This window comes from Xenorhabdus beddingii (genome assembly GCF_002127545.1).
In the GTDB taxonomy this organism is placed as follows: Bacteria; Pseudomonadota; Gammaproteobacteria; order Enterobacterales; family Enterobacteriaceae; genus Xenorhabdus; species Xenorhabdus beddingii.
Genome location: NZ_MUBK01000015.1, coordinates 1 through 13,547 on the forward strand (window position 1 = coordinate 1; position 13,547 = coordinate 13,547).

Genomic DNA, 13,547 nt, shown 5'->3' on the forward strand with positions numbered 1-13,547 from the left:
AAGGTTTGATGCTCAAAGAATTGTTTACTGTTAGTTCGTAATGAATTAACTGTTTTAGTCACTCTTCAAGACTTGTTTAATCTTTTTCGCCTTTCGGCGTCAGATAGGGTCTTGCGAGTGCCCACACAGATTGTCTGATTAATTTGTTAAAGAGCATTGGCAACCGGACATTCGTTCCGGGTTGCGAGGCTGCGTATCTTACGCTTTCCTCTCAGAGTGTCAAGCCTTATTTTTCGAGGCTTTTCACTTTGTCATCCCGACAAGTTTGTGTGTTTGTCGTGACAACGGATGCGCATTATAGGGAGCCTTCTGATTTAGGCAAGCCTTTTTTGTGATTTCTGATTTGAGTGGTCAGATTTTGATCCAAAAGGCTATTTTTGCCTATTTTTTATCACATTCGGTAGCTCAGACAGGCTGTTAACAACTAAGTCTGCCGCTTGTTCTGCTGCTTCTGTTACAGGTTTTCCTGTACGAACGAGAATCTTGGTTCCAACATTAGCGGCATTCGCTGCCAACATATCTTCTATTTTGTCTCCTACCATATAGGAAGCAGACATATCGATATCTAGTTCTTTCTGTGCGTCCAATAACATACCAGGTTGTGGTTTACGGCAATTGCAGTTCTTCTTATATTCTTCATTGCTTCCTTCAGGATGATGAGGGCAATAATAGATGCCATCAAGATCAACGCCCCGGTCTGCCAATGACCAATCCATCCATTCTGTTAATTGCATGAATTGATCTTCTGTAAAAATTTTACGCGCAATACCTGACTGATTGGTTACCAACACCAGTGCATAGCCCATTGTTTTCAATTCAAGCATGGCTTCAATCGCACCATCAATAAATTGAAAGTTATCTATTTCATGTACATAGCCATGATCGATGTTAATCGTGCCGTCACGATCTAAAAATACGGCGGGAATACCTTGAGTCACCTGATTGCTCCAAGAATGAACGAAGCAAACAGTATCGCATGATTTATTACTGAATGAGAATGCAGCATTTAATTTATTCCTAGTTGACTTAGACGTCTAGACGCCTTAACATCCACTTTAATTCATGGCTTGTCGAAATCTTCTCAAGTCATTCATCTTTACTCTAATAAGAAAAAAAATGATAAGACTGACTCAGATAAATAAGATATTTCAACAAGGAACGCGTTCAATCAAAGCGCTTTCGGATATCAACTTACATGTCCCACAGGGGCAAATATACGGTGTCATCGGTTCTTCCGGTGCAGGAAAAAGTACCTTAATTCGCTGTGTGAATATGCTTGAGCGCCCAACTTCGGGACAGGTATTAGTTGCCGGGCAAGATCTGACTTCGCTCTCTGAGCGTGAATTAACCCGTGCACGTCGCCATATTGGCATGATTTTCCAACACTTTAATTTGTTGTCATCCAGAACGGTGTTTGACAATGTTGCATTACCTTTAGAGTTGAATAACACGCCAAAAGCCGAAATAAAGACTAAGGTTAACGAATTGCTGGAGTTGGTTGGTCTTTCTGATAAGCATGATGCATATCCGGCCAATTTATCGGGTGGTCAGAAGCAGCGTGTTGCTATTGCCCGGGCACTGGCGAATTCTCCGCAAGTGCTGCTATGTGATGAAGCCACCAGTGCATTAGATCCAGCAACAACCCGGTCTATTCTGGAACTATTAAAAGACATTAACCGCCGTTTAGGTTTAACCATTCTTTTGATCACTCATGAAATGGATGTTGTTAAGCGCATCTGTGATCAAGTTGCAGTCATTAGTGGGGGTCAATTAATTGAGCAAGATGTTGTCAGCGCCATATTTTCACATCCCAAGACACCAATTGCCCAAGAATTTATCAAATCTACACTGCACTTGGACATTCCGGAAGATTACTTACAGAAATTACAACCGGAATCTGCACCTGATCGCAGCCCATTATTGAAACTGGAGTTCACGGGTAAATCTGTTGATGCACCTTTAATTTCCATGGCAGTTAGGCGCTTTAATATCGATATCGGCATATTAAGCTCTCAAATGGATTATGCTGGAGGTGTTAAATTCGGCGTCATGCTGGCCGAATTGGATGGAGAAAGCGACAGCGTCAAATCAACAATCGCGTTTTTAGAAGAGCATCATGTGAAAGTAGAGGTTCTCGGTTATGTCTGAAGGAATGATTTTATTGTTGGCTAAAGGAGTCTGGGAAACCCTCGTAATGACTTTCGTTTCCGGTTTTTTTGGCTTTGTGATTGGGTTGCCGGCAGGTGTACTTTTATATGTTACCCGCCCTGGGCAGATTGTTGAAAATGGTACGCTTTATCGCCTACTTTCTGCATTGGTAAATATTACACGTTCGATACCATTTATTATTCTGTTGGTATGGATGATCCCATTTACCCGTTTGATAGTCGGTACATCAATTGGTTTGCAGGCGGCGATTGTTCCTCTGACCGTGGGGGCCGCACCTTTTATTGCCCGCATGGTGGAAAATGCGTTACTGGAAATTCCAACCGGTTTAATTGAAGCGGCACGGGCAATGGGGGCAACTCCGCTCCAGATCGTTAAAAAGATCTTATTACCGGAGGCATTACCCAGTTTAATCAATGCTGCCACCATTACCTTAATTACGTTAGTCGGCTATTCCGCGATGGGCGGGGCAGTGGGTGCGGGTGGACTAGGTCAGATTGGCTATCAATATGGTTATATCGGCTATGATGCAACCGTGATGAATACTGTGTTAGCGTTACTGGTTGTTTTAGTGTTCTTGATTCAGTTAGGCGGTGACCATTTCGCGAAAGCCGTTAACCGCAAATAAGATTTTTTCAAAAGGGAGTCAATAACGGCTCCCAATGACAAGGCTTATATTCAAAAGCCTCATTATAGTAGTACGTACTAGCTTGATAAAACAGGTTATAAATCAGTATTCAATAGGGGTGAAAATATGTCAGTAAAATTGAAATCCATTGCAGCAATCGGAGCGTTATTAGGTACATTAGTTATTGCCGGTTGCGGTCAGGAGCAACGCGATCCAAACCATATTAAGGTTGGCGTTATTGCAGGGCCTGAGCTTAAAGTGGCTGAAGTTGCCAAACAAGTGGCTAAAGAGAAATATGGCCTTGATGTTGAGCTGACAACATTTAATGACTATGTTCTGCCAAATGAGTCACTGAGCAAGGGAGATATTGATGTGAATGTCTTCCAGCATAAGCCTTTTTTAGATCAGCAAGTAAAAGATCGTAATTACAAACTGGCTATTGTTGGTAATTCTTTCATCTTCCCAATGGCGGCTTATTCTAAGAAAATCAAATCACTGGATGAGTTGCAGGAGGGTTCTCAAATTGCCATACCGAACGATCCAACCAACCAAGGCCGCGCACTGCTGTTATTACAAAAACAGGGTTTGCTCTCATTGAAAGAAGGGGTGGGTCTGCTGCCAACCATTCTGGATATTACCGGCAATCCTAAGCACTTGGATATCATTCAACTGGAAGCCCCTCAATTGCCACGTTCACTGGATGATCAGAAGATTGCCTTAGCGATTATCAATAACACCTATGCAGGGCAGATTGGTCTGACTCCAGAGCAGGATGGGATTTTTATTGAAGATAAAGATTCACCTTACGTCAATATTATCGTCAGTCGTGAAGACAACAAAGATGCTGAAAATGTGCAAAAATTTGTGAAAGCCTACCAATCTCCGGAAGTAGAAAAAGAAGCACATGAAGTCTTCAAGGGCGGTGCGATAAAAGGCTGGTAACCTTTCATATTCAGTCAAGCAAGATTAAAATTATCGGGCGGGTATTTTCATACCTGCCCGTTTTCATTAGAAGAAATAAATCATTTTATCGTCATTTCAAGCAACAAGATTCATCCTGTTCCTCACTGACTCTATCAATATAAGGATTCAACGCGATGCGTGTGTTACCTATCTGTTTCATGGCGCTCTTTATGGCGGGCTGTACTTCACTATCAACCCAGTTCGATAAATTCAGTACGTCAGATGCGAAGTTGAAACAGCAGTCAGTCAAGAAAAACAAAGCGCCATCTTACGTCCGCCTATACACCAAAACAGATGAGCTGTTAGGTTTACCCTTTAAAGATTTAGGTATTGTAGCCGGGGAATCCTGCCGCAGTACGCTACAAGATCCGCCGGCCAACATTGCAACTGCACGGCAAAATATGCTGGCAAAAGCAGGCTCTTTAAACGCCAACGCGGTTTTACTTCATCAATGTGCGATTTTATCTGGTCAAGGTTGCTACCAAATTGCCATTTGTGAAGGTTCAGCGCTGCTCACAACCAACAAATAATTATTACTGAATCATTATTATTAAAAACACTCATGGCAGATTTTCATTTTACGCAAATAGGAACCATTCATTCTCCTTACAAAGAGAAGTTTGCCATTCCCCGTCAACCGGGCTTGGTGGAAGATGGTACGGGACAGTTGGAATTACTTGCTCCCTATAATCAGGTTGATGCAGTACGCGGGCTGGAGCAATTCAGTCACTTATGGATTATTTTCGTTTTTCACCAAACCATGAACGGGGGCTGGAATCCATTAGTGCGCCCTCCCCGCTTAGGAGGCAATGCCAAAATGGGAGTATTTGCCACCCGTTCCACTTTCCGCCCGAATCCAATAGGCATGTCATTGGTGGAATTGAAAGGCATTCAACACACCCGCAACCGCGTCATTCTGGAACTTGGCAGCCTGGATTTAGTGGATGGCACACCCGTGATAGATATCAAACCTTATCTGCCTTTTGCAGAGGCACGGCCAGAGGCCAAAGCAGGATTTGCTCAGGCAGCACCAGATGCCGATATGAAAATCAACTTTTCAGCACAAGCGGAGTGCCACCTTTTATCCCATCAAGCCAACTATCCTCATTTGCGACGTTTCATCAGCCAGGTATTGGCTCAAGACCCCCGCCCTGCCTATCGCAGGAAAGAACAGGAAAACCGAATATACGCCGCCCATATCTTGGATTTCAATGTCCGTTGGTTGATTCATGGCGCCATGACAGAAGTGGTTTCCATTGAACAGCGCTAAAACCCCTTTTGACATTGCAAGCTCGCTGGTAGACTAGCGGTTTATTTTTATTTTCTGGGTTGGGTGGCAATATCTGGCCGCCCAGAAGCAATTTGCTATCCAATGGAACTTACTAAATGCGTACTAGCCAATATCTGCTCTCTACTTTAAAAGAGACGCCTGCTGATGCAGAAGTAATCAGTCATAAACTGATGCTTCGTGCCGGAATGATCCGTAAACTCGCTTCAGGTCTGTACAACTGGATGCCGACCGGTATCCGTGTATTGAAAAAAGTTGAAAACATTGTTCGTGAAGAGATGAACAATGCAGGAGCGATTGAGGTTTCCATGCCGGTAGTTCAGCCAGCAGATTTGTGGCAGGAAAGTGGCCGTTGGGAGCAATATGGCCCAGAATTACTGCGTATTGTTGATCGGGGTGAACGCTCTTTCGTTTTGGGACCCACCCATGAAGAGGTGATCACTGATCTGGTTCGCAATGAAGTGACTTCCTATAAACAGCTTCCGCTGAATCTGTTCCAGATCCAGACCAAATTCCGTGACGAAGTTCGTCCGCGCTTTGGTGTCATGCGCTCACGCGAATTTATCATGAAAGATGCATACTCTTTCCATACCAGCCAAGAGTCCCTGCAAGAAACCTACGATAAAATGTACGAGGCTTACAGCAAAATCTTTACCCGTATTGGGTTGGATTTCCGCGCTGTTTTGGCAGATACCGGATCAATTGGTGGAAGTGCCTCTCATGAATTCCAAGTTCTGGCGAGCAGTGGTGAAGATGATATCGTATTCTCAACTGAATCTAACTATGCCGCTAATATTGAGTTGGCCGAAGCGGTCATGCCATCTCAGGAACGTGCGGCTCCATCCGAAGAGATGCGTCTGGTCGATACCCCCAACGCCAAAACCATTGCCGAACTGGTTGAGCAATTCAACTTACCCGTTGAAAAAACTGTCAAAACGCTGATCGTTCATGCAGCAGAAGAAAGCGGGCATCCGTTAATCGCCCTGCTGGTACGTGGTGATCATGAACTCAATGAAATCAAAGCAGAAAAATTGCCTTTGGTGGCTAGCCCACTGAATTTCGCGACTGAAGAAGAAATTCGGGCCATCGTGAATGCAGGCCCTGGTTCTTTAGGCCCTGTAAACCTGCCTATGCCTGTTATCATTGATCGTAGTGTATCCATCATGAGTGATTTCGGCGCAGGTGCCAACATTGATGATAAACACTACTTCGGCATTAACTGGGAGCGTGACTTACCCATGCCGGAAGTGGCTGATATCCGTAACGTTGTTGAAGGTGACGCCAGCCCAGACGGAAAAGGTACGCTATTAATTAAACGTGGTATTGAAGTGGGTCATATCTTCCAGCTAGGCACCAAGTACTCCGATGCCCTGAAAGCAACAGTACAGAACGAAGATGGGCACAATCAGGTTATGTCTATGGGGTGCTACGGTATTGGTGTCACCCGTATCGTTGCTGCTGCCATCGAACAAAATCACGATGACCGGGGCATTATCTGGCCGAAAGCGATTGCGCCATTCCAGGTCGCTATTTTGCCAATGAATATGCACAAATCTTACCGCGTGAAAGAAGTCGCTGAAAAATTATATGCGGACTTACGTGCCAGCGGTATTGATGTGATTTTTGATGATCGCAAAGAACGCCCGGGTGTTATGTTTGCTGATATGGAGCTGATCGGTGTACCACACACGCTGGTTATCGGCGATCGCAATTTAGATAACGATGAGATCGAACACAAATGCCGCCGTAGCGGTGATAAGCAGATGCTAAAACTGGCAGATGTTGTTGCATACCTGAAAGGGCAAATGTAACAGGCTTGATTTTGCTTGAGCGCATTGGCTCGGGGGAAGCATCAATCCAAATTGAAAAAACCTGCGTGTTCATTGCGCAGGTTTTTTTATGTGCCTCTGATACGTTACTTTTTAGTATTACAGGAAGCCGCCTTATCAAAACGCATTTTGCCTGTTCGCATCACCGCATTGTCAAACAATCCATCTTCCATTGAAGGGCGAAGTGTGTAGTAACCTTCCATTTCCACATAAACAGGCGTTCCCCCTTCCACGCCCGTAGCACTGTAACCACGTTCCAAATCAATATCTTCGGATGCATCATAACGCTTTCCGGTACGACATTCAGTAAAGAGTGCCGCATCAGCAAAATAGCGGTATTCTCCTACCAGATTTTTCGGGGTTACCTTACCCAATTCATAATTAAAGTTCGATTCAATTGGCTCGCCGTTGATATCCAGCATAACCAAATTTTCACCTTTCATCTGATAATAAGATTTTTTACCATCGCCATAACTCAATACTATTTTTTTACCCTTTATTGCCCAATTCCCCGTTTCGAAGAAAGTATTCTCCTCACTCTTAGCTTCTAGATAAACCTGCTCCAATATATATGTCCCATCCTTAGCAAGCTGTAAGGTCGTTTCGATGCCCGCACAATCCGCACAAGGGACAACACCATTAAACACGCGCTCAGTTGGCAGAGGTTTATCCTGCGATGCCGGGTCATTCTGACATCCTGCCATCGTGAACACGCCCGTGGCGAGCAGTACAAACAACATTTTTTTATTCATCATCATTTTGGTCCAATAAATTCAATAAAATATACAATGGATTTCGAGTTGCAGCGCAGTCAACAGAGTAGCAACTTGAAAGAGGCAGGCATAACCCATTTTTATGACTTCTACTCTCAATTTCAACGCAATTTCCACTGATTTATTTTAGTAATTATGGGAGATTACTGTGCTATAGTCGTAAGTAGCATTTTTGCGTTTGGGTTTAGTCAATCACGGGCGGCACGATCACCGCCACTAACATAGTGGTGAGCAAATATGTCTATAGATACTGAATATCAACCAATTAACTGTGACGATTACGATAGCCTTGAACTGGCTTGTCAACGTCAGCTTCATTTGCAGATCCAATTGCGAGATGGTGAGATATTTGAAGGAAAAGCTAACGAATTGATTTTGAGAAAAAAAGTGGAATACCTTCTCATTAAATCGAAAGATGAGACCCGTGAATTAAGGTTAGATTACATTATCAGTTTCAGCAATCCAGAAATTGGGACAATTGTTATCGAGCATTCTTCATTGTGATATGTAATAGTCAATAACATGTGTGAAATTCGAACGACACAACTAAGCGACACAACTGCATAACAATAAAAGTCCTCGTTTGATGCGAGGACTTTTTGCTTGGTAATGCGGTTTCATACTGACCAACTATCATAGTTATTATCATATTAACTAGCACATTGAAATTATCGCTATAATAGATACAAAGATTTTTATTCTATATTATCCCATAAACCTTTCCCAGTGTTTGCCGAGACGATTGACGATACTCCAGCGCCGACGCAACTTCCCAGCAACGAATTATACCGATCAAAAAATAATACTGACACTAACGTTAGGTTTGATGAACACCAATAAGAAGTCGTTTGATCTAATAATCGCTTATAATCCTTGGTGTAAAGTTTTACCCAATAATGCCCTTTCCCCGGGGTCCCTAACGCATCACCATTACCTTCATATTTCCGACCCGTATCTAAAGTAACAGTAACATAATTTTTAAGTATATAACTAGTAATATCAACCGTGGCTGAATAAAAACCTTGCTCATAAGATAAAATAAACTCTTGGCATATTTCATCAATCTTACTTTGTTCTAACCTTCCTTTCATTGTATTATTAATTTCTTCCACAATTTGAAGTTTTAATTTCATTAGTTTTAATACTCATGATAATGACCTTATTAAAAAAACATAATCTTATGATTAGTTAAAAGTTTCACCCAAAGATATCTCACTTTCTTTATATTTTAAGTCACATCAATATTAGTTAGAAAGATTTTCAGCCGTGATACAATTTAAAATTGATTAGAGCCATATAAAATCAATAAAAAATCCCAGCACCAGAACCAACCCCATTAACCGTCGAAAGCCCATTTCCCCTAAATGTACCTAAATATTGAGATTCTTTATCATAAAAAGTGACAAATATCAGGGTAAGGAATTCATAAAACCAAAATTTATGCGCTTTTATGTAAAGCAGAGTAAGATCATCAGAATAGAGACCTCCGCTAAATCTACCTGCCCCAACGCTACTTAAACTCCACCCTTGCCCATTAAATGTCCTGCCAGTCGATTCAGCCGTGACATTCAGGCGAAAATAAATCACCTCACTAATCATGGTCACCGACGCATCAACTTTTTCTTTCTGAGTTGTAAGAAGAATTTTCTCAGCCGGCCCATCAAGAAGTACCGGATCGATTTTCTTTCCTTTCATATCCCGAAAAAATTTACTATTTATATCGTTTTTAAATACATTGATAAGTTCAGAATCAATTGAACTATTTTGGACTTTCATCGAATAAACCTCTATAATATCGGTATAAGTTATTATTTACACCTTAGATTTTAAGATAATGATGAAATTCAATGAAGTAACAGGTGGAGTATCGCAACTCACTTATATTGAATAATTTTTATAAAAACCCCAATCCTCATATAACCATTTCATTTAAAAAATCAGAGAAATAACACATAAAGAATAAATCCAACAATATGAAATAAATTTTCCTAAAATGAGTTATAACCCTCTCAGATAAAAGACACAAAGCAATATTAAGAGAATATTCAATGGCTTTTTTATACGCCCATCACTCTATTTATCTTGTTGATACTTTAAAATATAGTACATTTAGTGATTACTTCAAATAAAAATCATAAATTACGGAAACAATATTTTTTGTCGTAGTATCACAGAGAGTAATTCATTAAATTACAAAGTAATATTGTTTTACATTATCTTTTCTGTCTCTTCCTCAACGACCTACCGTATGCAAAGATCATCCGCTAAAAAGAATTGCATTATTTCTAATGCAATCCATCAAATCCATACTTGTGCTGATGCAATGGTAGCCAGAACGTTTAATCTGGAACCGGGTTTTTCTTCCAGTGAACGGTAAACCCTGCGTCATCAACCAAACACGCTCCTTCTTTAGTGACAAAAACGCCCAGTGCCGCAATCAGTTCTTCACCATAATAGAGTAACGGTGTTCTCTCCCGCAGCCAAGGCGCAACTCCCAGCTCCTGCCATAATTTTTTACTGTGGCGAGAATGTTGCCGTCCCACAATCCTGATATTTCCCTGAATCCCAAAGCGAATTGTCACGGGTTCAGTGTCATCCGGGGTTCTCACTTTAATGCCGCTTTCTTCAGTACGGGTCAACGTTCCCAATCCATCCGGCAATGCCAGTTCCTGTTCAGTATTCCATTCAAGAACCATTCCCGCCAAAGGCTGATATTGAGGAACCCGCCAAAGTTGCTGCCGATAACGACGAATATGATACGGCCCCAACTGAAAACAAGGCTCCGCATCTTGCCGGGCAAGCGCCACTTCTGACCAAATTCGTTGGAGCTGTTCTCGCGCCGGCATTTTTACACCGTGCTGATTGAGCCATCGGCGCAACAGCGCATTACGTTTGGCTTCAGAATAATTTTCCAAAGGCGGGATGGAAATCGCGCCCTCTGATGTGGTCAATGCGTTCAGTGATTCACTCAACAATTCATCCAGCAATCTTTCTTGTTCCCCACACAGGTCTGCACTGCGGGAAACCGCCTGTGGGAAATGAGGCCAACGTTGATTGAGTAATGGCATGATATGCAGACGCAGAAAATTACGGTCATAGCGATCATCTTGATTGCTGTCGTCTTCAATCCATTTCAGCCCCTGCGCCTGAGCATAGGCTTCCAATACTGCACGGCTAACATTTAATAGCGGGCGGATCAGTGTCGTTCCGGCAAAGGGCATACTGACAGGCATGGAAGATACCCCCGCCGGTCCACTCCCCCGTTTCAAGGCCAGAAGAAAGGTTTCTGCTTGATCATCAAGATGCTGTGCCGTTGTCAGAATTTCACCCGATTGTAATTCGCGTTGAAAAGATTGGTAACGGGCATCCCGGGCCGCAGCTTCAATGCCATTTTGCCGGGTATCCAGACTCACGTTCTCAGTTCGGAAATCAACCAGCCAGTCAGCACAAATCTGACGACAATGTTCAACCCACAAATCAGCCTTTGAATTTAAACCATGATGGATATGAATTGCCCTTAAGGCCATGAGTTCACAGCCCAATTGCTGATATTGAGCGCGCAGGCGAACCAGCAAATGTAACAATACGGAAGAATCCAATCCACCACTGAATCCAAGCAAAATCTTTTTATGCGGTTCAATTTGCTCTGCCAACATCGTAAGCAGAGGTTCATCATGATGTATCATTACGGGGTCAAACCTTCTTCACTCTTGCCAGCTCAGTCTTCAATCAAATCATCCACCGACTTTTTCTCTTCAGAAACTTTGCTCTTGGCTCGGAGACAAAGTAATCCAGAGATGATAACCAGCACTAATCCCATCACATAGGCAGGGACAAAAGCATCACCGAAGAACAGAATAATCCATACCATCGACAAGACGGGTGATAAAAATAAGATTGAGGCTATTTTATGGGAATCAGGGCTACTCATGGCCTTGAACCAAATAATATAGGAAACCCCATTCAGTATGATGCCATTGAGCAATGTTGGCATCAGAGCATCACCAATAGGTAATTTGATGCTGCTGAAAGCGAACATAAATACGGCGGAAACTAAGGTAGAACAAATGAATACCCAAAGCGTACTGATATAGGGATCAATCGCGAATTGTCTTGAGAGTACAGACATCAATGCAAAACAGAACGCGCCACTAAATACCAGAAACAATGCCTGAGGGTGTTCTACCGCAATCTCGGTAATATTGCCTTTCGTAAAGGTCATCACGACCGCCAGAAATCCCATCGCGATACCCATCATCTGCCGGATTGAGAGCCTTTCTTTGAACAGGAAAAACGATAATCCAATAATCATTAACGGCCAGCTATATTGGATCACCAAAACAGCCACCCCATTTTCAATGGAATAGCCATAGTAAAGCAGCAGATAGAAGAAACAGTCCAGAGCGCCTAAGATCAATACCTTAAGCATAACCGGGAAAGGAATACATAACAGTTGTTTCCCGTTTCTTCCCATCATCAGAGCAACGACAAATACCGCCACAACAGACAGGACATTTGACCAGAATAAATATTGGAAATGATCCATCTCTTTCTGTCCAAAACGGGCGATAGAAGGAATAAAACTCCAGATAAATACACAAGAAAACGCATAAATAATATATTTATATTTAGCCATAGAAAGACTCAACCTGTGATTTTAATTTCCGTGCCTGAGGTTCCCAAACCCATCCCAATATCACCAGAAATGATAATACCAGAAGACCAAAAACGTGATGATTTCATCCGCCACAAACAACAAAACAGGCGGAAAAACTGAAGAATTATCACTCTCCAGCATTTCCACCTGTTATTCATGGTGCTGAAAATAAACGTGTTGAAAATAAACGTATTGAAAATAAAGCCGCAATTATCCGAAAATAATTATCGATAAAAACGGCTTTCAACACCCTACTTTCTCAACTTAGCCGTAACCGTTTAGCAGTAACCATATTGCATTAAACGTTCATAACGACGATTCACTAATTCTTCACTGTTTAATTCACTCAACTCTGAGAGATCAGCCAACAATTGGGTTTTCAATACCGCTGCAACCTCTTCGTAGTTACGATGTGCACCCCCCAATGGCTCTGGGATAACCGTATCAATCAATTTCAATTCTTTCAGGCGCGGAGCGGTATTTCCCATCGCGGCAGCCGCCAGCGGCGCTTTTTCTGCACTCTTCCACAATATAGAAGCACAGCCTTCAGGAGAAATAGTGGAGAACGTACTGTATTGCAGCATGTTTATTTTGTCACCCACACTGAGTGCCAGTGCACCACCAGAGCCTCCTTCACCGATAACCGTACAAATTACGGGCACGGAAAGGCGAGACATCTCACGCAGGTTACGGGCAATCGCCTCTGATTGCCCACGCTCTTCTGCGCCCACGCCAGGATACGCACCGGGAGTATCAATGAAAGTAATGATTGGCAATTCGAAACGCTCTGCCATTTCCATCAATCTCAGTGCCTTGCGATACCCTTCCGGTGATGGCATACCAAAGTTACGCCGGACTTTCTCTTTGGTTTCCCGGCCTTTCTGATGACCAATGATCATCACCGGACGGCCATCAATGCGTGCCAATCCACCGACAATTGCCTTGTCATCCGCATAGGCACGATCACCTGCCAACTCTTCAAAATCAGTAAAAATGTGTTTAATGTAATCTAGCGTATAGGGACGCAGGGGATGACGTGACAATTGAGATATTTGCCATGCCCCCAAATCAGAGAAAATCTTGCGAGTCAGCTCTAGGCTTTTTTCCCGCAGACGCTGGACTTCTTCATCCAGATTTATATCGAGCTTTTCATCTTGACGGCTAACTGCGGTGAGCGAATCAATTTTCGCTTCCAGTTCGGCAATCGGCTGTTCAAAATCCAGAAAATTCAGACTCATAACGT

The 13,547-nt window shown here is 42.7% G+C and carries 14 protein-coding genes; 7 read left to right on the forward strand and 7 right to left on the reverse strand.

Annotated elements, in window-relative coordinates; translation table 11 throughout:
• Positions 1 to 371 precede the first annotated feature (371 nt).
• Positions 372 to 938, reverse strand: a complete 567-nt coding sequence (gmhB, locus tag Xbed_RS10060) for a D-glycero-beta-D-manno-heptose 1,7-bisphosphate 7-phosphatase (protein WP_086112796.1) — start codon at positions 936 to 938, stop codon at positions 372 to 374.
• Between the two features lie 178 nt (positions 939 to 1,116).
• Here gmhB and metN point away from each other — a divergent pair, with 178 nt between their 5' ends.
• The 6 genes from metN (at position 1,117) to proS (ending at position 6,856) form a co-directional block, all read left to right on the forward strand.
• Entirely contained in the window at positions 1,117 to 2,148 is a 1,032-nt protein-coding gene (metN, locus tag Xbed_RS10065; RefSeq protein ID WP_086112797.1) for a methionine ABC transporter ATP-binding protein MetN, read from the forward strand.
• Positions 2,141 to 2,794: a methionine ABC transporter permease MetI gene (locus Xbed_RS10070; protein ID WP_086112798.1), complete on the forward strand. Its 654-nt coding sequence runs from the start codon at positions 2,141 to 2,143 to the stop codon at positions 2,792 to 2,794. The genes metN and Xbed_RS10070 overlap by 8 nt, the downstream gene beginning before the upstream one ends.
• A gap of 126 nt (positions 2,795 to 2,920) precedes the next feature.
• On the forward strand, positions 2,921 to 3,736 hold the full coding sequence (locus Xbed_RS10075; RefSeq protein WP_086112799.1) for a MetQ/NlpA family lipoprotein: 816 nt from the start codon (positions 2,921 to 2,923) through the stop codon (positions 3,734 to 3,736).
• A gap of 155 nt (positions 3,737 to 3,891) precedes the next feature.
• Positions 3,892 to 4,287, forward strand: a complete 396-nt coding sequence (gene rcsF, locus Xbed_RS10080) for an Rcs stress response system protein RcsF (RefSeq protein ID WP_086112800.1) — start codon at positions 3,892 to 3,894, stop codon at positions 4,285 to 4,287.
• Positions 4,288 to 4,319: 32 nt separating this feature from the next.
• Positions 4,320 to 5,027: a tRNA (N6-threonylcarbamoyladenosine(37)-N6)-methyltransferase TrmO gene (tsaA, locus tag Xbed_RS10085; protein WP_086112801.1), complete on the forward strand. Its 708-nt coding sequence runs from the start codon at positions 4,320 to 4,322 to the stop codon at positions 5,025 to 5,027.
• Between the two features lie 116 nt (positions 5,028 to 5,143).
• Positions 5,144 to 6,856 carry a proline--tRNA ligase gene (gene proS, locus Xbed_RS10090; protein ID WP_086112802.1) on the forward strand — a complete coding sequence of 571 codons (1,713 nt, stop codon included), beginning with the start codon at positions 5,144 to 5,146 and terminating at the stop codon, positions 6,854 to 6,856.
• A 104-nt stretch (positions 6,857 to 6,960) separates the two neighbouring features.
• Here proS and nlpE read toward each other — a convergent pair whose 3' ends face one another.
• A complete protein-coding gene (gene nlpE / locus Xbed_RS10095) occupies positions 6,961 to 7,629 on the reverse strand; it encodes an envelope stress response activation lipoprotein NlpE (protein ID WP_339373800.1) in 669 nt (222 codons plus the stop codon).
• A 255-nt stretch (positions 7,630 to 7,884) separates the two neighbouring features.
• Between nlpE and rof the strand changes: the two genes are divergently transcribed.
• Positions 7,885 to 8,151, forward strand: coding sequence for a Rho-binding antiterminator (gene rof, locus Xbed_RS10100; protein WP_086112803.1), 267 nt, complete (start codon positions 7,885 to 7,887; stop codon positions 8,149 to 8,151).
• A gap of 191 nt (positions 8,152 to 8,342) precedes the next feature.
• Here the strand turns inward: rof and Xbed_RS10105 are convergent, their stop codons facing one another.
• The 5 genes from Xbed_RS10105 to accA all read right to left on the reverse strand — a co-directional run bounded on the left by Xbed_RS10105 (position 8,343) and on the right by accA (position 13,542).
• Positions 8,343 to 8,780, reverse strand: a complete 438-nt coding sequence (locus Xbed_RS10105) for a VapA/VapB family virulence-associated protein (protein WP_086112804.1) — start codon at positions 8,778 to 8,780, stop codon at positions 8,343 to 8,345.
• A 169-nt stretch (positions 8,781 to 8,949) separates the two neighbouring features.
• Positions 8,950 to 9,423: a VapA/VapB family virulence-associated protein gene (locus tag Xbed_RS10110; RefSeq protein WP_086112805.1), complete on the reverse strand. Its 474-nt coding sequence runs from the start codon at positions 9,421 to 9,423 to the stop codon at positions 8,950 to 8,952.
• Between the two features lie 563 nt (positions 9,424 to 9,986).
• Positions 9,987 to 11,333 carry a tRNA lysidine(34) synthetase TilS gene (tilS, locus tag Xbed_RS10115; protein WP_086112806.1) on the reverse strand — a complete coding sequence of 449 codons (1,347 nt, stop codon included), beginning with the start codon at positions 11,331 to 11,333 and terminating at the stop codon, positions 9,987 to 9,989.
• Between the two features lie 32 nt (positions 11,334 to 11,365).
• Positions 11,366 to 12,283 carry a DMT family transporter gene (locus Xbed_RS10120; RefSeq protein WP_086112807.1) on the reverse strand — a complete coding sequence of 306 codons (918 nt, stop codon included), beginning with the start codon at positions 12,281 to 12,283 and terminating at the stop codon, positions 11,366 to 11,368.
• A 299-nt stretch (positions 12,284 to 12,582) separates the two neighbouring features.
• Positions 12,583 to 13,542 carry an acetyl-CoA carboxylase carboxyl transferase subunit alpha gene (gene accA / locus Xbed_RS10125; RefSeq protein ID WP_086112808.1) on the reverse strand — a complete coding sequence of 320 codons (960 nt, stop codon included), beginning with the start codon at positions 13,540 to 13,542 and terminating at the stop codon, positions 12,583 to 12,585.
• Between the last annotated feature and the right edge of the window lie 5 nt (positions 13,543 to 13,547).